General features: G+C 66.6%; 19 protein-coding genes. 14 read left to right on the top strand and 5 right to left on the bottom strand.

What is annotated here, in order from left to right:
* The 5 genes from QH276_RS16575 to QH276_RS16595 form a co-directional block, all read left to right on the top strand.
* Positions 1-914: hypothetical protein (locus QH276_RS16575; RefSeq protein ID WP_280406800.1), on the top strand; the 914-nt coding region annotated here is incomplete at its 5' end.
* Between the two features lie 187 nt (positions 915-1,101).
* Positions 1,102-1,509, top strand: coding sequence for a hypothetical protein (locus QH276_RS16580; protein ID WP_043735738.1), 408 nt, complete (start codon positions 1,102-1,104; stop codon positions 1,507-1,509).
* A 90-nt stretch (positions 1,510-1,599) separates the two neighbouring features.
* Entirely contained in the window at positions 1,600-2,106 is a 507-nt protein-coding gene (locus tag QH276_RS16585) for a hypothetical protein (RefSeq protein WP_043735740.1), read from the top strand.
* On the top strand, positions 2,103-3,311 hold the full coding sequence (locus tag QH276_RS16590; protein WP_043735742.1) for an MAB_1171c family putative transporter: 1,209 nt from the start codon (positions 2,103-2,105) through the stop codon (positions 3,309-3,311). Before QH276_RS16585 ends, QH276_RS16590 begins: the two co-directional genes overlap by 4 nt.
* On the top strand, positions 3,311-4,750 hold the full coding sequence (locus tag QH276_RS16595; RefSeq protein WP_051047157.1) for a cytochrome P450: 1,440 nt from the start codon (positions 3,311-3,313) through the stop codon (positions 4,748-4,750). The genes QH276_RS16590 and QH276_RS16595 overlap by 1 nt, the downstream gene beginning before the upstream one ends.
* Before the next feature lie 70 nt (positions 4,751-4,820).
* Here QH276_RS16595 and QH276_RS16600 read toward each other — a convergent pair whose 3' ends face one another.
* From QH276_RS16600 to QH276_RS16615, 4 genes are all read right to left on the bottom strand, one after another.
* Positions 4,821-6,128, bottom strand: coding sequence for a DUF2130 domain-containing protein (locus QH276_RS16600; protein WP_054814853.1), 1,308 nt, complete (start codon positions 6,126-6,128; stop codon positions 4,821-4,823).
* A 91-nt stretch (positions 6,129-6,219) separates the two neighbouring features.
* Positions 6,220-6,921 carry a class I SAM-dependent methyltransferase gene (locus QH276_RS16605; protein ID WP_051047160.1) on the bottom strand — a complete coding sequence of 234 codons (702 nt, stop codon included), beginning with the start codon at positions 6,919-6,921 and terminating at the stop codon, positions 6,220-6,222.
* A gap of 132 nt (positions 6,922-7,053) precedes the next feature.
* Positions 7,054-7,716 carry a hypothetical protein gene (locus QH276_RS16610; protein WP_043735744.1) on the bottom strand — a complete coding sequence of 221 codons (663 nt, stop codon included), beginning with the start codon at positions 7,714-7,716 and terminating at the stop codon, positions 7,054-7,056.
* Positions 7,717-7,843: 127 nt separating this feature from the next.
* Positions 7,844-8,176 (bottom strand): hypothetical protein, encoded by a 333-nt coding sequence (locus tag QH276_RS16615; protein ID WP_043735745.1) that lies wholly within the window; start codon positions 8,174-8,176, stop codon positions 7,844-7,846.
* Positions 8,177-8,723: 547 nt separating this feature from the next.
* Here QH276_RS16615 and QH276_RS16620 point away from each other — a divergent pair.
* From QH276_RS16620 to QH276_RS35540, 9 genes are all read left to right on the top strand, one after another.
* Complete coding sequence (locus QH276_RS16620; RefSeq protein WP_147265984.1) at positions 8,724-9,191, top strand: hypothetical protein; 468 nt, start codon at positions 8,724-8,726, stop codon at positions 9,189-9,191.
* Positions 9,192-9,211: 20 nt separating this feature from the next.
* The gene (locus tag QH276_RS16625) at positions 9,212-9,937 is read left to right on the top strand and encodes a hypothetical protein (RefSeq protein ID WP_138456829.1); all 726 of its coding nucleotides are present in this window, start codon (positions 9,212-9,214) and stop codon (positions 9,935-9,937) included.
* A 74-nt stretch (positions 9,938-10,011) separates the two neighbouring features.
* Entirely contained in the window at positions 10,012-11,781 is a 1,770-nt protein-coding gene (locus QH276_RS16630) for a BTAD domain-containing putative transcriptional regulator (protein WP_054814851.1), read from the top strand.
* 1,001 nt (positions 11,782-12,782) lie between these two features.
* Positions 12,783-13,958 carry an AAA family ATPase gene (locus QH276_RS16635; RefSeq protein ID WP_043735057.1) on the top strand — a complete coding sequence of 392 codons (1,176 nt, stop codon included), beginning with the start codon at positions 12,783-12,785 and terminating at the stop codon, positions 13,956-13,958.
* Positions 13,959-14,001: 43 nt separating this feature from the next.
* Positions 14,002-15,702 (top strand): VWA domain-containing protein, encoded by a 1,701-nt coding sequence (locus tag QH276_RS16640; RefSeq protein WP_054814850.1) that lies wholly within the window; start codon positions 14,002-14,004, stop codon positions 15,700-15,702.
* Between the two features lie 81 nt (positions 15,703-15,783).
* Positions 15,784-16,029 carry a hypothetical protein gene (locus QH276_RS16645; protein WP_043736129.1) on the top strand — a complete coding sequence of 82 codons (246 nt, stop codon included), beginning with the start codon at positions 15,784-15,786 and terminating at the stop codon, positions 16,027-16,029.
* A 53-nt stretch (positions 16,030-16,082) separates the two neighbouring features.
* On the top strand, positions 16,083-16,892 hold the full coding sequence (locus QH276_RS16650; RefSeq protein WP_043736128.1) for a hypothetical protein: 810 nt from the start codon (positions 16,083-16,085) through the stop codon (positions 16,890-16,892).
* 76 nt (positions 16,893-16,968) lie between these two features.
* Positions 16,969-17,430 carry a hypothetical protein gene (locus QH276_RS16655; protein ID WP_043736127.1) on the top strand — a complete coding sequence of 154 codons (462 nt, stop codon included), beginning with the start codon at positions 16,969-16,971 and terminating at the stop codon, positions 17,428-17,430.
* Positions 17,431-17,452: 22 nt separating this feature from the next.
* Positions 17,453-17,692 carry a DUF4314 domain-containing protein gene (locus QH276_RS35540; protein WP_218017685.1) on the top strand — a complete coding sequence of 80 codons (240 nt, stop codon included), beginning with the start codon at positions 17,453-17,455 and terminating at the stop codon, positions 17,690-17,692.
* Positions 17,693-17,893: 201 nt separating this feature from the next.
* Here the strand turns inward: QH276_RS35540 and QH276_RS16660 are convergent, their stop codons facing one another.
* On the bottom strand, positions 17,894-18,859 hold the full coding sequence (locus tag QH276_RS16660; RefSeq protein ID WP_043736126.1) for a hypothetical protein: 966 nt from the start codon (positions 18,857-18,859) through the stop codon (positions 17,894-17,896).
* Between the last annotated feature and the right edge of the window lie 306 nt (positions 18,860-19,165).

Here is a 19,165-nt window from a genome sequence, read left to right on the forward strand (position 1 = left end):
CCGACTTGCGGGCGCATCCCGAAGCGGCGGCCACGCTTCGCGTCGTGCGCAACGGTCTCTCGGTCTGCGCCCGTGTCGTGCCGGTTTTCGGGCCGTACATTGCGCTCCTGGGCGCGCTTGTGTGGTTGGGTCCCGATGGGACCCAACCACAGCAGCGGCCGGTGTCGGCCTTCGCGTTCACCTGGGACTCCCACCTGCGGCTCGCGGAATTTCCGGCGGCGCTGACCGGCGGGACGCCGCGCTCGCAACTCACGGCACCAGAAATCTTCCGCTTCGTCGAACCAGCAGACGGGCTTTCACTGATCAGGGCGCTGCTGTCGTCACAACCGGGTGACAGCTGGAGCGGTGCGGTCACCGTAACAGTCGGCAAGAACAACAGGCCGGGTCATGTCGTCATGGCCGCTGGCACGCCCCCACAGCCTCCAGCGAAGTGGCGTGGACTGCTGTTCGAAACCTCGACTCCGATGGCCGGGATGAGCTTGGAGGCAGCGGCACTGGCCGCGATACCGCGCATATCGCAGGTCCATATGGTGCTGGTCGACATCGCCAAGATGCGGTTGATCCGCTGGATCACCGATCCGCTACCCGACGTCCAGTGGAAAGGGCAGGTCGACCAACGCGACACCCCACACCCTGACGACGTGAAACGCATCTTCGCCGCCGCCGCCGACGTGTTCACCGGCAAAGCCGAATCCGCTGAAGTGCACGATGTGCGGTTGAGGCGCCGCGGGGGTGGATGGGTTGTCGTTGACGGCTCCGGTGCCATAGTCGGAACCTCTGACGCGGGTCCCGCGCTTGCCGTGCTGCAACTGCGGGTGACAGGGCACTCCGACGAACCCGACCCGGTGGCCCCCACAGATGCAGGGCATCCCGGGCTTGACGATCCAGAACAGCCGGACCCGCTCCCGAGCTGACGGAATGTGAACACCTACCACCTCGGATAGGCGTTTGTTATGATGGCGAAGTTCTGATTCCCGGTACCAGTCTCTGACGGACGCCGGATGAGCGCTCGAGTCCTGCGGACCGAGCGTGGTCTCATCCAGGCAACCAGGGAGGGTACCGATGAAAAGCTCGCCCATTGATCAACGGCAGTCAGCCACAATGGCCGACGAGATCATCGAGTTGCCGACGAGGGTGAACCGGCTGTTCAGCACGTTCCACCCTCGCACGGAACCCGAGCAAGACCCGGCAGATGTCGCTCGCAGTGTCAGCGCCATCGTCGGCGAGACCATACTTGCCGAGGAAATCATCGCGCTGCGGACCGGCAGCACGAGCGGTGGAGTCGACCCCACGGTGCTGCAGGCCATTGCCCAGCACTTCCACGTCCTGCCGGTGTATCTCACCGGTACCTCTGACGAGGCTCGCCCCGTCGACCGCCAGTTGCGGTTGCTATCGGCGGCACGCGATGCCGGCGTCAGGCATATGGCGTTGCGCGGCAACGACATCGATATCACCGCTTTGACTCGCGAGCTGTCCAGGCTCGCGCCTCCAGACCACAGCGCAGCCTGACCAGAGGGACCGGGCCGTGCTTTACCGACACAACGCCGAATGCGAAGGAGATCGCCGCACACGCGACGCCACCGGGAGGGATGAATAGCAATGAACGACACGGCAGTACATGTCCAGGAGACCGCACGGATCGTGCCGGTGCCATGGCCGTGGGATCCGAACGAGTACGTGAAGCGGGTCGCGGAGTATCGGCAACGGCCGATCACGGTGTGCCCCATCGACGCGAATGCGTTGTCGGGAGCCGGGTGCGGGACCGGTAGCGGGTTGTGGATCGCTCGGGAGTACGACGACATCATCATGGTCGGGGCCGAAACCGAATGGCACGCTGGACACATCATCGCCCACGAGATCGGGCACATGCTCCTGGGACATGGCTCGTCCACTCCGGAGCCCGACGGTGATGTACTGCCGTTGCAGACATTGATGCCCTTACTGGATCCGGCGTCGATCCGCAGCGTTCTCTGGCGCCGGGACTATGGGACCGCCCGCGAACAGGCTGCCGAATCATTCGCCGGGTTGGTGATGGTCGAGGCGACCTTGCCGCGGCGACGACCCTCGCCGTTCCGATCCACCTTCTTCCTCGGGCGGCACCGATGACCTCGCCGATTCCCGGCCTACTGGCCTGGCCCGTGCTGTTCGCTGTCACCGCGATCACCGCCGGACGGTGGTGGCTGCTGGGCGACAAGGTCGTCGATCGGCTGATCAACCGGGCTCTGCTGGCAGCGATTGCGGGACTACTGATGCGGGAAGCGTGGGCCGAAGACCTGGCCGCGCGCCTCGTGTGGTTCGTCGGTGATGCCGAGATGGTGCAGCTGTGCCGCCAAGCTTCGTTCGGGGCAATCCTGGTATCGGTCTCCTATATCTATGGCATTGCGAAATTGTGGGACGGAGCGGACCCTGCAGATACCTGGCGTCGACAGCGCGTTTATGACCTCGTCGCCCTCTCGGCGTCCGCGGTGATCCTGATCGCCGGCACCCCCGCGCGCCGTGCCGATCAGCTGATCGACGAGGCATTGGGCTGGCCGGCGGTGATCGCGTGGGTGGCGTTCTATCTGCCGCTCGGAATCACCGCATGGGTAATCGCCCGCATCAGCTTCCGCGAGTTGCGCAGCGACGCGTTCCTGCGCGAGCGTGTGCTGTACCTGGGTGTACTTGTTCTCGCCGCCGGACTCGGGCTCAGTTCGCTCGCAATTCCATTCCAGACCGGGTTCGCCGTCGTGCAGAACCAACCGTCTGCGGACCCGGATATGAGCAGCAAAGGCTGGACCTTTTTCTTGGCCAATGTTGTCGCGTCTGCTGCAGTAGCAGTGCCGTTGGTGAGCACAATCCTCATAAGAACCGGACACGACCGGACCAGCCGCTATTGCCGCCGCCTGCAGCCCGTGTGGCGCGACCTGACCGCCAGTGTCCCCGAGATCGTGCTCGCCCCACCAGGAGATGGCGGCGGGGTGGAACCGGCGCTGCGGCTTCACCGGATGATCGTCGAGATCCGCGACGCTCTCCTGCACCTCAAGCCTTACACCACAGCCAGATACCCGGCCGGCCCTGACCGTGAGGGCATGCTGTCCTATGCAGTGGCAATTCTCGCGGCGATCGACCAGAAGAACGCCGGGCGAGCACCGCAGGACGAGCCCAGCCCCGGGCTCCAACCGGTTCGGCTCGGTCCGCGAGACTTGACCACCGACCTGAACGAACTGCTGGACCTGGCCGGTGTGTGGCCGACAGCCCGACATATCGCCTCGATCGAAACGCCCTTGAGCACTCGGTGCGCGACACCTTCGACCAGTAGGAGCACGATGTGATGGCGATGAGTCCGCCCCGGACCGGCAGGGACGAGGCGGCAGTATTGCCGCATCCGAGGTGGAGGCTGCCTGTCGTCGGTGACCTGTTCACCATGAACGTGGCCAAACCCACCCAGACATCGCGGCGGGATGCCCGAAGGCTGGGGCCGATCTTCGAGCGGCGCATCACCAATTGGCCGATGATCGTGGTCTCCGGCGCCGACCTCATCGCGGAAATCAACGACGAACACCACTGGACCAAGCACCTCGGAGTGCCCCTGCGCAAGCTGCGCCGAGTCGCCCGGGACGGACTGTTCACCGCCCGCAACGACGAACCGGCCTGGTCGGCAGCACACAACATCCTCGCGCCAGCCTTCACCCAAACAGCAATGCGTTCCTACCACCAGACGATGGCCGCCACCATCGGTGAATTGCTCGACACCTGGGGCGACACGCACCACATCGCCGACATCGCGGAGGAAATGAACCGGCTCACCCTGGAAATCATCGCCCGCACCGGGTTCGGCTACTCGTTCGATTCGTTCTCCTACACCCCCGGCCAAGCGCACCCCTTCGTCGAAGCCATGCTGCGCGGCCTGACTTACATCAACCGCAACGCCAACCTCCCCCCGCTGTTGCAGAACACCCTGGGACGGCGCGCCGCCGGGCAGCATCGCCGCGACATCGCCTTTATGCACCGAACCGTCGACGACGTGATCGCCGCACGCCGGACCAGTGGCACCGTCGGCCAGCACGACGATTTGCTCGACCGCATGCTCACCACCACCGACCCTGACACCGGCGAGCATCTCGATGCCACCAATATCCGCAACCAGATCCTGACGTTCCTGGTCGCTGGCCACGAGACCAGCGCGGGCGCACTGGCCTTCGCGCTCTACGAGCTGGCGAAGAATCCCGAGGTCGCGGCACGAGCGCGCGCCGAGGTCGACGACCATTTCCCGGGGCGCGACCGGCCGATAACCAGCTACGAGGACGTCGCGAAGCTGCGGTATCTGCGGCGGGTGGTCGATGAAACGTTGCGGTTGTGGCCGGTCGCGCCCGGTTATTTCCGCGAGGCGCGCCATGAGGTCACGATCGGTGACGGCAAATACCGCTTCCAGCAAGGCGATTGGGTATTCGTGCTCACCTGGTATGCGCACCGCGACCCGGAAACCTGGGGTCCGGACGCAGAACGTTTCGACCCGGACCGATGGGCCCCTCAGCGGCAGCGTGAGCTGGACCGCCGTCGCGTATACAGGCCGTTCGGGGTCGGGCACCGCGCCTGCATCGGCCGCCAATTCGCCAATCACGAAGTCCTGCTCACTCTCGCCCACGTCCTCCACCAGTACGAGATCCACATCGACGGTGACTACACCCTCGACGTCGCAGAGCAGATCACCCTCAAACCAGCCGGACTGCGGGTACGAGTCGACCGCCGCACGGATCTGACGACGCATTAACCGGCCGACCCTGCGATCAAGCGTGCCCGCCGTCCAGGCCACCTGTCTCAGCAAGTAGATATCGCCGGATTCAGTTTCGAGTCCGGGAGGCCGTCGATGTCGGGTGTCGGGTCGACGGGCCCTCCTTTCGTGCACCGTTGGGAGAGGCCGACCGATGGTCGGTCACATGTTCTGAGTGCAGAGCGGGTGGGACGGCGACGCCGGCTGCGTCGAGCTCGCCGAACATGGTGAACATTCGGTCGAGCACGTCCTGCTGGTGCTGGTCCAGCTTGGCGAGAGCAGCGTGTACTTGATTTCGCAGCTTGGCCCCGGTCGCCAGGGTTTCGCGCGCGTCTTGGACGATCCGCTGCAGGTGGGCGAAGAACCCGCCCCGGTCGACGTATTCGAGCAACCGGTCGGCACGCCCACGACGGGCCTTGCCCGCAATCGCGTGACGTTTGTTGTCGATCACCGCCTGCCGCAACGGAATGGACATGTACGTTGCCAGGTCGGCGGCACACAGGAGGATGCCGTCGCGGATTGCCACACCATCCACCGTGGCCGGCATCGACGCGCTCACGAGCACTCCGAGACCGGCGTGATCACGATCAACATCACGGACAAGCTTAGGAATCCACGCCGAGCTGAAGTGCTTGGTTCTCTTGCACTCCCACAAAATAGATCCCCAGCTTCGGCCGTCGACACGCACGATCTGGAGGACATCACCGCCCTTCTGACCGTTCCGAATCACCGAAATCTCATCTTCGGGGTAGCGGCGCTGCAGTTCCTCAGCGAATGCGTGCTGGTAGGCGACTCCCGTCGGCTGTGGTGGTGGCCCCGGCGAAATCTTGCTCTCAGCCAGAGCAAGCTGGTCCAGCGCCCGCTTCTCCCGGTTCTGGTACTCCAGAATCACCGGACGATACTTCCGTTCGGCCTCCTGCTGCGCCCGTTTGCGTTCACTGCGAGCGATCTGATCTCGCATCCGCGACTGCTCGGCCTGCATCTGCTCGAGTTGTTCCTGAGCCTCGGCCAGAGCGACCGTCGCGGCCTGAGCCCGCTGCTTCTCCGTTGCCGCGGTTTCGCTACTTCGCTGCGCTTGGTTCCGCAGCCGATTGACCTCGTTTCGCATCCCGGCGCGGACCCGTGTCAGGACGTCGTTCTCCATGGCTTTCTCTCGGGCAGCGAAATCCTGTTCCAGTTCGAGGCGCACTCTGGCGACCTGCGGTGCTGCGAGCTGTTCGATAAAGGCAGAGCCGAGCTCTGCGCCGCACCGTGGACAGATTGCTGCCGGCTGGAAGCAACCAAGACACTCGAACGGGCCCAAGTCCGGCCCCTGGTGGTAGGCGAGTTCAGCGGCCTCGACGATCACCTGCCGCCGCACATCCCACGCCACGTCCATCTCGAGCTCCTCCCCGCTCGTGCTCGCGCTGCACCTCGTGGTAGCCGAGCCCGTCCACCAGGATGGCAGCTCCGGATCGACCGCTGAGCGGTTATCGACGCGGTTGTGAGGCGGTGAACAGGGTGACGTCTCCGATGTCGGTCAGGTGATACTCGCCGAAGGCCGCGTCGAGTGCTGCGGCGAGGTCCGCCCGGGTGTCGTGGCGGTTGTTGAAGGCGCCGACGCGCCGGTAGGTGGTGGTGAGAAGCCGGCCGAACCCGGTGTGCGGTGTGTGGTCTCCGAGGATGGTGGAGCCGAACAGCGTGCCGTCATCCGCGAGCACCCGGGCAAGGTGGCTGAACGCAATACCCTTCGCGGTGAAATCGCCAGGGACACAGTGTAAAACGAAGTTGATGCCGATCGAGTCGTAACCCGCTCCGGCCGGGGCGGGCACTGGCTCGAGAACACTGGCGACGGTTTCGTGCACGGTGTGTCCTGCCTTGCGCAGTCGACGGGCGGCGTAGGCGAGGGAGGTTCGGTTCAGATCCGTCAGCGTGATCTCGGCGTCGTCGGGGAATCGGGTGTGGGCTGGATACCAGCCTGAACCGGGTCCGACTTCGAGGTGGCGGCGGCCGGCGTGGCGGTGATATGGGGCGAGCATGGTGTCCGCGGGGCACCGCCACCCGAATCGGTTGCTCAGCCGGATCACCCAGATGTCGTAGATGGCCAGAAACGGCAGGCAGTACGGTGCCGCCGCCCTGCGGACTGCATCGCCGGACACCGGCGACCCGGTGTCATTGTGGGAACCGCCCATCACCACCCCGTATTGTCTGCTCGTTGTCAGTCCCGGGACACAGCTTTGCACACGCCTACCCCGGTGCCCAGGGTGTTGTGGATTTCGCCAGAACCGCAGCCATTTCGGGCCTATCAGGGTGAGGCCCGGCGTTCAGTTCGGAGCGACCGCGCGAGATGTGGTCGCAGCGTCCTGGTTGCGTTTCTGGAAGCGCTGTTCGAATGCTTGCTGCAGGGCATCGTCGAGATCTTCCGCCCGTCCGATGAGCCAGCGCCGGTACAGCTTTTCCGTGGCGTCGGGGTCATCTGGGGAAACCGGCGCGGCGAGAGATTCGCCGAAGGCGATCTCGACGAGCGGATGGACTTGGGTGCCACGGTTGGCTTCGAGGACGCTCGTGACGAACGGGCCGACAATGCCGCTGATGGCATCATCGAGCTTGCCGATCGCGTTCGGCAGCTCGGCGATGGGGGCGGTTCGGAGAAACCGTTGGGCATCCAGTAGTGGCAGGAGCTGTTCGAGGCTGAGGCTGATGCTGGATGCGCCTGGCTCGAACGCGGGAGTGTCGGACTCGACCGGCACCGGTGGCCGACGGTCGTAGTAGGCGGCCCGCGCTGAGCCCTCCTGCCATCCGAGGCCGGTGTCGAACTTGGCGAAGGTACTCGGCCGCACATTGGCCGACAGCTCGCAACGGTCGGCCCGCTGCTGGGCAGGGACCGCTGGTCCGCCGCGCTGGTGCACCTCCGGCATCGTCAGATTGCCCAGCTGCTGACGCCGCTCGCGCACCATCCGGGCGAAGAACTCGTCGTGGGCTCCCATGAGCAGAACTGTACCCGTAAAGTTCGGAAAAGTCGCCATCAGGAGCCAAATCCCTCGGCATCCAGAGAAAAGTTACTGTTTTATTCTTGAAAAGTTCGAGATACGTGCATAGTTTGGGTGGTGTATCTCACGACTTGGTGGGAGGAGGGGCCGCCCCGGGGTCGTGACCGACGCAGAGAGCGAGGTAAGTCATGACTACATCGATGAACAGCCGTTCGGATGCTGCGGTGTCCGGCGCGGCGGTGGTGGCGGCAGCGCGTGCTGCCGGAGGGGGCCGTAGCTCCTCCGTGGGGATCTGGGTGATCTGGATGCGCGGCAGGCGAGTGGTGAGTTGCGAGGCGGTGTTCCGGCTCGACCAGGACATTCCAGCGTGCCGACCGGACGGGGTCGACGCTGCGGTGGTGGTTGTCGTCGCGCCGTCGCGGTTGGCCGACCCGGTGATCGGCCGTGCTGAGGTCATTGTCGACTACCTCGACGGGCAAGGCGTCGATGTTCGTGTGGTACACGCCTGCGCCTTGCATCCAGGGGCGTTGTGGACCTCGTTGCGCGGTCCTGCGGTCGGTGGGGTCATCGGGGCGACCGGACCGGTGGTGCACTCGTCTCGGAGGCATCGGTGGCTACCTGGATTCGGAGCCTGTGCAGGGCATCGTCTAGCGATGGCCGCGCTTGTCCCGTTGGCGGCGGCGGTGTTCGCAGCACCGGTTGCGCATGCGGGTCCAGTGGGTCAGCCGGGAGTGATCTCGGACCCCCGGCCAGGACAAGCGGGCGTCGTAGGCCCCGTGGTTCCGGAACCGCGGACCAGGACCATTCCTGTCGGGCCGGACCGGTCGACTCCCGATGAGAAGACCGATACCCCGGCGCCCGCTCAGATGCCGGCCCCGATCTCACCGGCACCCCAGGTCCTGCCCGAGCCGGAGGCCGTTCCCGAGCCCCGGATAGTTCCTGAACCCCACGTGTGGTCGGAGCCCCCGTCGGTGTCCCGGCCCGAAATGGGCTATGAGCCGCAGGTGGCGATCGAGCCGCAGGTGGCTGTGGAACCCGCGCAGCCAGTGGTCGAGGTATACCCGCAGCCGGGCACCAGCGACGGTTACGCCGAGGTGCAGGCGTCGGTGGTGGGCGAGGATTCGCTGCATTTCGGTGGGGTGAGTGTGCCGCGGCCAGAGGGGATGTCATCCGAGGTCGCGCAACGGGAACGCGACTGGAACGACATCGTGGTCGCCGAGGCCGCCGAGGTCTTGGATCAGGCTGGGCTGGCGGACCCTGATGTGGATGCTGCGCTAGGTGTCGGCACTGAGCCTGTGCCGCTCCCGGTGGTGGTCGCGGAGGTCGAGGCCGCGGTACCCCAGCCGATCGTCGAAGAGGTGACGGCGGTGGTGGTCAGCGAACCTGTCGCCGACGTGGTCGAGACGGTCGAGTCCCAGGCCGCGCAGGTGCTCAACGACGTGCTGGCGCAATGGCCGCCGGCGCTCGGCTGACCAAGCGGGGTGCATCGGTGATGAGAAGAATCGACCCCCAGGACGAGTCGAACGATGACCGGCAGATCGTGCTCGACGGGCCGCCGCCGACCGAAATAGCCGAATGGCTGGCCTCCGCCGGTGCACCCGATACCGCGGAAGATCGACGCTGGCTGACTTCCGAGTACCGCACCGGCGGGCCGGGTAGGGCGCGAGCCGTCCTGGGCGGCGTGGTGATGCTCGCTGTGGTCGCTGCCACCGTGGTGGTGGCAACCATGCTCATCTCCGGCATCGACGGCGTAGACCACGGTGTTGACGTGCCGATGTCTCTCACCGTCGCGCTTTCGCTTTCTCCCGGTGGCCTCGAACACGCACTCACCGTCACCGGGAGCACCGCCGCTTGTGGTCCCGAAACCATCGAGGCCACCGAAGCCGTAGCCGGGCCTCGCCCCCTACGGCCGGCCACCGGCGCAGCGGCAATTGCTGCGTTCGAGGCCGCCTACTACCACGCCCGCGACGGCGTACTCGCTCGCGAAGTCGTCGCGGCCGACGCCGCGATATCGGATGCCGCCACCATCCAGGCCGGCATCGACTCGGCGCCGCTGGGCACCACCTACTGTGCCCGGATCCGCCGGTTGAACCCCGGCTTGTACGCGGTCGAGATCACCGACACCCCGCCCGGTGCGGCACCACGGGTGTGGCGGCAACGGATCTCCACCACACAACTCGACCGGCACTCGGTGATCACCGCGATCGTGTCCGAGTAGCCGGGCCCCATCCCTGTACCCCATCGTCGACCCAACGTGACGATTGGATCGGCGACCAACAACCAAAGGGGGCGGTGACCGTGCTGATCGCACTCACCGGACTGAATCCTCACACCGGAGTGACTACTACCGCGGTCGCCCTCGCCAACGCATGGCCGGGCACGAAACCCGCTGTCGTGGTGGAGGCGGATCCTGCCGGGGGACGACTCGCGCGACTCGCCGACGCCGACCCGCACCGCGGACTGGCCAGCCTTGCCGCTGCCACCACCCAGTCACCAGGAGATTCTCCGGTTTCGACACAGTTGTGGGAGCACGTCCAGACGCTGGGTTCGGGTGTGCCGTTCCTCGCCGCACCTCCAAGTGCCGATGCCATGGCAGCGACGCTGACGGCCCCGGTGAGCATGCCCGCCGCCGCAGTCCCAAGGCTGGCAGATCTGGTGGTCATCGCCGACTGCGGTCTCGCCGATCCGGCCTCGCCCGCCACTCCGATCGCCGCTGGCGCCGACGTTCTGATCGTCGTGGTCCGTGGCGACCTCGCCGACCCCGTCCGCGCCGGCCGGCGCGTCCGCGAGGTCACCGCCGGCTGTCGGCGCTGCGCGGTGCTGCTGGTCGGCTCGGATCGCACGGGCGAGTTCGCCGAGCCTCTCGGAGTCCCGGTGCTCGGCAGGCTTCCACTCGACCGCCTCGGTGCCGAAGCGCTGCTGACCGGCGCCCGATACTCCCGCCGAGGACGCAACGGGCTCGCAGCGGCTGCCCGCGTCGTTGCCGCCGCACTGCACACACAACTGACCCCAGCACACTCGAATCCGCTTCTAGGCCGGCAACCGTCACCGTGGCCCCGGTTACCGGGCCGGTGGCGTCACGGTCTCGGGGTCTGCATCCGGGCGGATTCGCCCCGGGTGTATCGAGCCCGCCAGCCAGTTCCCGATCGAATCCCGGGCCAGGACGCCGCCCCGGCCGTATCCCCAGTAGACGACCTCGGTCTCGAGGTCACCGAGACCGGCCAGCCCCCTACGGAGACAGTGCCCGTTGCGCGTGATGCTACCCCCGTCGCCACCACGGCAAACGAATCGGCACCGGGTGGGCCGACCCTGGCAGTCGAGGTGTTCGGGCCGCTACGTGTCTGCTGGCACCGCGACGACGGCGTTGTCGACATCACCACCCACTTGCAGCCCCGGAGCCGCGAACTGCTGGCCCTGCTGACCCTGCACCCAGAAGGGATTTCCCGCGAGGCCCTGATCGCCGATCTGTGGGGGGAACGATGCCCCCGCCGACCGGTCAACGCACTCAACACCGCGATCAGCCGACTCACCGCCTCCATCAGAGACGCGACCGACGGCACGGTGCCCCGGATTCTGGCCGGCGACCACATCCGCTATCAGCTCGACCACACCATCATCGCCACCGACTACCAGCAGTTCGCTCGCGCGGTACGTCAACGCCGCCACGCGGGCAACGGCACGGAGCGCGGTGAAGCGTGCCGCCACATCATCGACACCTCCTGCCGAGGGATCCTGGCCGCAGATCTCACAGCGGACTGGGTAGCACCGATCCGGGAATCCGCCCGCCGCGACACCATCACCGCGGTCGGCGCCCTGGCCGCCACCGTGGTCGAGCAGGACCCACGCCGCGCCCTGGACCTCCTCGAAACCGCCCTCGACCACGACCCGCTCAACGAACTCCTGTGGCGCGACATCCTTCGCCTGCACGCCCGCCTCGGCGAACACACAGCCATCGAACGCACACTCGGCCTCCTGGCACACAAACTCTCCAAAATAGGAGAAGAACCCACCGCAGAAACACGAGACCTTGCAGAAAGGCTCCAAAAACAAGCCCGGCACTGAAACCGGAGTCTTCTATCCGAGATGCGTAATGGCCGAGAAAACGCCTCGGCGAACACTCGAGATGAGATAGGCGGAAACGCTGGGTCTAAGGTAAAAGCTCGTCTGATGAGGCGGAGGCGAGGATGGGGAAGTCTCTCGCCTGACTCGAGTGCGGAATCCGCGCGGGACAAAGGCTAACATCCGCCTCGGGAATTCGAGGCGACACCCGCCGCCAAGTATTGACGGTACGCAATAATAGCCAGAAGGTGTGCGTGCTTCTCGGCGTTCGTCGGGTAAGGTATTAGCCCAGTAGGGTTTGCGGATATCTGATCGCTATTTGTGGAATTCAATTGAGAATGGGATTCCGTACGGCAATTTCACGGCACAACGGGTGGATGTTCGCAATTTCTTCGGGTTGTCGGAGATCGCCGCCACGGGGGGTGCAGCTCGCGTTATCGCGGCCTGGCTGATCGTGGAGATCGTTAGGTGGGTCGTTAGGTGGGTCCATTGGCGGGTCGCTAGGTGGGTCAGTCAAATCAACCCACCCCGATGCCGCAAACTACCAGCTAGAAGCCACTATCCGACCCAACTGGCTCCCCAGGATTACCCGCAGGGAACAGAAAGAACACGTTGGGGCGGGCGTGGCCCGCTGGCGTCGCTGCCATCGTTCGGCTGGCCCTGCTGATATGACTCCGCTATTCAACTATCGATATCCGTCCTCATTCGATGCATTCCAATCGGTTTCAAATCAATAGTTTCCTCATGTACGGTCTGCTGCCGGCCTGGCCGCGTTAACGCATTCCATTCTGTGCTTGCCATGCAATTGTTGCCCTGATCTGCGGAAATTGGTTGAGAAAAGGTTGAAAACGGGGTTGAATTCCCGGGATGAGTCGAGATAGCGTCGACCCACACCCCGGGGAAACGAATTGTCAACCAATCCGAAATGACCACCGCGCCACCGCTGTGCCAGGATCCGCCGTGAGCGGCGCAACAAAATTCGTGCAGTGCGAAGGAGAAACGAGATGACTTCCCCCACCGGCCCGGCCCCCGCACCGGCCAACCGCCTCGGCAATGGCGAACTGCGCCGCATGGTCGCCAAAATCCTCACCGACAACCCCGGCACCGAATACACACCCCGCGAAGTCGCGAAACTCACCGGCCGTTCATCCGGTGCGATCGGAAACGCGATGAAAACCCTCACCGCCGCCGGACACGCCGACCAGACCAGCGCCAAACCGCTGCGCTACCGCGCCAACACGAACACCAGCAGCGCCGCGACCGGAGCCCCCACCCCGGCACCCGCCACCGGCACGCCCGCCGCAACCCCGGCCAAGCGGCCCGCCGCCCGTCGGGCGCGTAAGGCCCCCGCCGCGCCATCGGGCACCCCGAGCCCGGCCCGCACCGGTTCGGCCGTGACACGGCCGAACGGGCAGCAATACCACCTGCGGACCCTGGCGGGCCGCGCCGATGTGGACGTGCTGCGCACCATGCGCGACCACGAGGTCCCGGTCCTGCTGTACGGCCCGCCCGGCACCGGCAAAACCTCGCTGATCGAGGCCGCCTACGGCGACCTTCTGACGGTCCAGGGCGACTGCGACACCACCGTCGCCGATTTTGTCGGGGAATACACGCAAAACCCCGACGGGACCTTCGCGTTCGTGCACGGGCCGCTGGTCCGCGCCATGCGCGAGGGCCGGGTGCTGTTCATCGATGACGCCACCCTCATCCCGCCGACCGTGCTGTCATGCGTGTACCCGGCCATGGACGGCCGCCGCGAGATCGTGATCAAAGCCAACAGCGGCGAAATCGTGACCGTCGCGCCGGGGTTCTTCGTGGTGGCCGGGCACAACCCCGGCGTTCACGGCGCGATCCTGTCCGACGCCCTCGCCAGCCGGTTCGCGTTCCAGGTACAGGTCGGCTCCGACTACGACCTCGCCAAACAGCTCGGGGTGGACCCGAAAGCAGTCCGCGCCGCGCGGAACCTGGCCACCCGACAGGACAAAGGCGAGATCGGGTGGGCACCCCAGCTGCGCGAACTGCTGGCGTTCCAGAAAATCGCCACCGCCACCGACACGAACACCGCCGCCGCGAACCTGATCGGGGCCGCACCCGAAGACGACCGCGCCATCGTCGCCGACGTGGTGCGCACCGTGTTCGGCACCCGGCTGGAACCCCTGGCCCTCGGCCCCCGCATCTAACCCACCCCGGCCCGCCCGAACACGCCCGGAAGGAACCCCCGCGATGACCGGCCACCTGATCGCCGACCCCACCACCACACCCACACCACCGCCCGCCACCGCCGGATGGGATGCCCTGTCTGCCGCCCTAACCGATGAAGCCCCACCGATCGCAGACCGCGACGACCTGGTCGTCACCATTGCCCCCGGCGCGGCGCACGGGCACCCGGCGGTGTTCATGCCCCACAGCGCCGCCATCGAAATCGACGGCACCCGCCTCGGCATCGACCCGGCCACCGCGCGGCCGGACCGCAACAGCGACCGCGCCCGCTACGCCGCCGTGTGGGGCGCGTTCGTCCACGAATGCGCCCACGCCCAACATTCGGTGTGGGAAGCGCCGCCGGTGGCGAATCCGGCCGTGGTCGAGGCCGCCCTGCTGTTGGAGGAATCCCGCATCGAGGCCGCCCAGATCCGTCGCCGCCCCGATGACCGGCACTGGCTGCGCGCCAGCGCGACCGAGATCGTGATCGGCGACAACGGCGGCACCGATGCCGCCGCCCAGATCCCGCCCACCGATTATGCCGCCGCCCACAACGCCGCCCTCCTGCTGGGGCGCGTGGATGGCGGCATCCTCACCGCGTCGGAATGCGCGCCCGCCGCCGGGGTCATCGAGTCCATCCTCGGCAGCGACAAGCTCGAGAAGTTGCGCGCGATCTGGCAGCAGGCCCACACCGTGGCCGACGACGACACCAACACCATGCTCGAACTCGGGCAACGGTGGCTCGATATCGTCGGCCCCGACCCGCACGCCGACCCGGATCCGAACTCGGTCCTGTCCGCCGCGATCGGTGACACCGTCACCAACATCAGCAACGCCGTTGCCGCGCAACCGGTCCCGGTCGACCCTGCCGAAGCGGCGGCCACCGCGCAACGAGAGGCCCAGCGTGCCGCACGGCGCGCGGCGGCGCGGGCGCAGAAGGTGTTCGGCAACGGCAACGGGACCGGCACCAGTGCCAGCACCCGCGCCACCCGCACGCCGCACCCGGACGAACGCGCCGCCGCCCGGGTGCTGGCCCGCGCCCTCAACAACGCCGCACAGCGCGAACGCGCCACGATCAAAACCACCTCCGCGTTGCCGCCCGGCCGGTTGCGGATGCGCGGCGCACTGGCCCGCGAAGCCCAACGCGCCGCCGGGGCGCTGCCCACGGCCGAACCGTTCACCCGGACTACCCGCAAAACCGTGCCGATCCCGCCGTTGCGGGTCGGTATCGCCTGCGACGTGTCCGGTTCCATGAGCGACTACGCCGACCCGGTCGCCTCGGCCGCATGGATCATCGCCCGCGCGGCCGAGCTGGCCACCATGCCCGCCGCTACCGCCACGGTCACCTTCGGCGCATCGGTGGCACCGATCACCTACCCGGGCACCGCGCCCGCCCGGGTCACCCAATTCAGCTGCCCCGATTTCCTGCACGCCATCGACAACGCCATCGAGGCCCTCGACGGTGCCCTCGAGCTGTCGCGCCCGGAAAACACCCGCCTGCTGGTGATCATCTCCGACGGCTACTACGACGGCAGCAACCGCGACCGCGCCCAGAAACTCCTCGATCGGCTCCGCGCCACCGGCTGTGCCGTGCTGTGGCTGGCACCCGACACCGGCACGGCACCCGACCCCCTCAACGGCGCGAACCTGCACCTGATCACCGACCCCGCTACCACCGCCCACGCCATCGGCCGCGCGGCCACCGCCGCCGTACGCACTGCCTGACTCCCGTAGCGGCAGCCAATCAGCCACCAGCGGGATCCAACTGCCCGCGCCGAACCCACCACCGAACGAAGGGGCAAGAACATGGACACCCACGGCACCACGCCAACAGCAGCGGAAGCACCCGATCCGCAGTCACCCACCGAATCCGACAGCGAAACCTTGATCGGCTCGACCACCCGGCCGATCTGGTTCCACGGCGTACAGCTACCGGCCGGAACCCTGGTCCGCATCGTCCGATTCCGCCGCGACGGCACCGCCGAGATCATGCGCACCGACGTGTTCGGCCTGTCCAAGCGTGTCGCAACGGATGCCCTCGACTGCCCATAGCGCACCGACCGAGACGAAATCGGCACACTACCAACCTCTTTAGGAGTTCGGCCATGATGAACAGCGACACCACCCCGACGGTCAACCAGGCACCGGTCAGCGCGGCGAACACCACCGGCGATCAGGTCAGCCGATTCGGGGCCGAGTGCCCGATCCGGGTCGGTGACGAGGTGACCGGTCGTGACAACCCGACATGGCGCGGCCGGGTCCGCTCCATTTACCTCAACGACGAGGTCGCGGAATGCGCGATCGAAACAGCCGACGGCAGGCGGGGCTTCGCGCCACCGTGGGCCTTGGTGCCTGCCGATACGGAACCGTCCCGCGAATGGCGAGACCGGATGCAGACCTTCAAGAAGGCCCAACGTGACCAAGCGATGGAGGCGCTGCGCCGAAAGCGGCACGAGGCCGCTGAACACGCCGAAGACCTCGCCGGGCGGCTGAACACCATCGCCACCGCACTCCGAGATGGCGACACCCCCGACCCCGGCGAACCCGTGGAAAACCTCGCCCATACCTTCGCCTTCGCGCTGCATGAAGTGACTGAACTCGATGACAGGGTCGTCGCCGCCGGGCTGTCGGCCACCGACGAGCCTCAGCGACACAGCGCCGCCGAACCGGCCGGTTCCGACGAACTGCTCGCATGGTTCCGCGTCCTGCAACAGCGCATCCGCGACGAGATCGACTGCTACAGCACCCGCGAAGACGGCACCGAGGACTCGTCTGCCTGCGCCGACCACCACGACCGGCTCGAAGCCCTGTATGCCGAGGCCAACGACACCATGGCCGCGCTCGATAGCCACCTGGACACCGGCGGGCCGCTACCCGCCGCATGGGCACACATGCCCACGCCCCACCCCCACTGATCCCACTCCGGCGGCCCCGCCACCCACCGCGTCCAAATCACCTGCGGCCACCGAAAATGCCCCGAGGAGCCACGTCATGAACTGGAACGAATCTGCGACGAGCAGCGCATCGGCCACCGGTCCTGCCCCAAGCCACCAGCACACCGACGCATTACGCGCCCAGCTGGAAGCCGCGTACGACCTGCCCTTCGGGCGTGCACGGGAACAGCGCATCACCGACCTTGTCCTCGCGATCATCACCGCCGAGATCGGCCGTCGCAATCCCTCGATCAGCACCGTGCTGCTCGACTGGGCACCCTACGGCGGGCTCGGCGTCGCCGGATTCCGCGACCACGACGGCAACAACATTCGCGACCACGAACTCGACCTCGACATCAGTTTCTACGCCAGCGATATCCGCGCCGCCGACAGCAACAATGCACTGACCCAGCCACCACACGAGCAGGGGCTATTCCGTCTCGACCTGCACGACACCATTCCCGCCGCCGATGAACGAGAAGAAGGAAACAACCGCGATGATCACACCCCGCGTCGGTGACCGCGTTCGTATCACCGGGCTCATGCCCGACGATCCCGCGCCGCTGGAAATCGGAACAATCGGAACGGTGACACGGATCCCCAGTTCATGCCCCGGCCAGATCTTTGTCGACTGGGACAACGGGAGATCACTGATCCTGCTCGAATCCGACCCGTTCGAGATCCTTCCGACGCACTCGCCGCCACAACCTGGCGATCGAGGGGCCGCTTTACCCGGCCCGGCTGCCGCCGACACCAGGAGCAGCAGACGCGGGCCATATTGACCCGCGCGGAATGCAGCACCGCTGATGCCCTGGGGCCGCCATACCAGCGGCCCCAGGGCATCGTCAGCGCCCTGTTCAGCTGTCTGCGTTCGGGTGTCCCACCACGCGCCTGGCGACCGGCTGGCCCAAATCAACTGGGGCACCCACCCCGCCGCCGGGTATGACACCGGCGAACCTGTCATCGAAGGGCCCGACTGGCGATCACCAATAGTCCGCGCCACGTCGCCACGGCGGCACGGGTACCGTCCAGCTCCCGGACTTGTCCTTTTCCCTTTCTCGCCGGAGTTCGTCGCGCTCGCGGCGAACCTGTTCGGTGATGTCGTAGATCACATCGAGGTCCGCGGTCGTGCCGCCCATCACCTCGATACCGACCATGCCGTCTTCGACCTCGTAGTCGAAGTAGACGATCTCCTCGGCAGCGTGCCGGGGGCACCCGGGGACGGTGACGATAACCTCGTCATCGAAGATCCGGACGCGCACCCGGACCTCACCGCCACCACATGGTGAGTACCCCCAGCCCAGGCGACGGGAACGGTCCGAGCCGAGCAGGCACCCGCGATTGTGGACGGCTTCAGCCGTCATGGACAGCACGGCAGCCGAGTCCAGGGCGGAATCGAGCAGGTCGCTCAGCCGCTCCCCGGTGATTCGATCCAGCCCTCGCAGCTTGACATCCACTCCGTAGTAGGCGGCGGCAACGGTCCTCCACTCGACACAGCGGATCTCGGCGTCGGCACGCACGCGCTTCAGGTCGTCGAGTACCTGCGAGACCTTCGTGCGGAATTCCTCGTTCAACTCGCTTTGGCTCAGTGTGTCTCGCTGCCAGTAGGGCACGACCACGGTCGTCGGCGTCAACTTGGCGGACTGAAGTGCGTGGACCTTCGGCAACAGCACATCAGCTGCGGCGAGGACATCCTCGCAGGTGGGATCCGCCAGGCCGTCAGGCCCCAGCTGTTCGGCATCGGCACGGCGCCAATACTTCCCGGTCCCGTCGACGCTGATCTTCAACGGACGCAGCCGTGAGTTCCTCTCGGCCTGCTCGCGTGCCTGCGCGGCCTGCTTTTCGCCGCGTCGGAGAGCTTCGGCATATTGCACGCCGTCCTCGGCTGCGATCCTGCGAGCGCGACGGCGCCGCCGCGCACTGCTGTTCTTCGGCATGTTCTCGTCCATTCCCGGCAGAGGCGCCCACGCCACCCTGCCTGCAACGAACAAGCATGCGAACAGGGGAAGTGTGAACGCGGGCCCCGGGAAGGACCTTGGCCATCAACGTCACCGAACCGGCGTGGGCGAGGCAACTCAGGCGAGAACGAGGAGCGCGTGCGCGGCCTGTCACTCCGCAGGAGAGCTTATCCTCTCGCGTGCTCGTCGAGAACCAACTTCGCCGAGACCACCATCCACGAGCAGGGGGGCCGGGGCGGCGGGGGGCCCCGCCCGGGGCTGCCGAGACGGGTGTCCGAGCGGCTCAGCGGGCAGAAC

The organism is Nocardia carnea, from assembly GCF_029869215.1.
GTDB classification, from domain to species: domain Bacteria; phylum Actinomycetota; class Actinomycetes; order Mycobacteriales; family Mycobacteriaceae; genus Nocardia; species Nocardia carnea_B.

Bases quoted from the DNA above. Each gene is read 5' to 3' on its own strand.
- QH276_RS16580 (WP_043735738.1), top strand. From the start codon at position 1,102: ATGGCCGACGAGATCATCGAGTTGCCGACGAGGGTGAACCGGCTGTTC.
- QH276_RS16585 (WP_043735740.1), top strand. From the start codon at position 1,600: ATGAACGACACGGCAGTACATGTCCAGGAGACCGCACGGATCGTGCCG.
- QH276_RS16590 (WP_043735742.1), top strand. From the start codon at position 2,103: ATGACCTCGCCGATTCCCGGCCTACTGGCCTGGCCCGTGCTGTTCGCT.
- QH276_RS16595 (WP_051047157.1), top strand. From the start codon at position 3,311: ATGGCGATGAGTCCGCCCCGGACCGGCAGGGACGAGGCGGCAGTATTG.
- QH276_RS16600 (WP_054814853.1), bottom strand. From the start codon at position 6,128: ATGGACGTGGCGTGGGATGTGCGGCGGCAGGTGATCGTCGAGGCCGCT.
- QH276_RS16605 (WP_051047160.1), bottom strand. From the start codon at position 6,921: ATGGGCGGTTCCCACAATGACACCGGGTCGCCGGTGTCCGGCGATGCA.
- QH276_RS16610 (WP_043735744.1), bottom strand. From the start codon at position 7,716: ATGGGAGCCCACGACGAGTTCTTCGCCCGGATGGTGCGCGAGCGGCGT.
- QH276_RS16615 (WP_043735745.1), bottom strand. From the start codon at position 8,176: ATGACCTCAGCACGGCCGATCACCGGGTCGGCCAACCGCGACGGCGCG.
- QH276_RS16625 (WP_138456829.1), top strand. From the start codon at position 9,212: ATGAGAAGAATCGACCCCCAGGACGAGTCGAACGATGACCGGCAGATC.
- QH276_RS16635 (WP_043735057.1), top strand. From the start codon at position 12,783: ATGACTTCCCCCACCGGCCCGGCCCCCGCACCGGCCAACCGCCTCGGC.
- QH276_RS16640 (WP_054814850.1), top strand. From the start codon at position 14,002: ATGACCGGCCACCTGATCGCCGACCCCACCACCACACCCACACCACCG.
- QH276_RS16645 (WP_043736129.1), top strand. From the start codon at position 15,784: ATGGACACCCACGGCACCACGCCAACAGCAGCGGAAGCACCCGATCCG.
- QH276_RS16650 (WP_043736128.1), top strand. From the start codon at position 16,083: ATGATGAACAGCGACACCACCCCGACGGTCAACCAGGCACCGGTCAGC.
- QH276_RS16655 (WP_043736127.1), top strand. From the start codon at position 16,969: ATGAACTGGAACGAATCTGCGACGAGCAGCGCATCGGCCACCGGTCCT.
- QH276_RS35540 (WP_218017685.1), top strand. From the start codon at position 17,453: ATGCCCGACGATCCCGCGCCGCTGGAAATCGGAACAATCGGAACGGTG.
- QH276_RS16660 (WP_043736126.1), bottom strand. From the start codon at position 18,859: ATGGACGAGAACATGCCGAAGAACAGCAGTGCGCGGCGGCGCCGTCGC.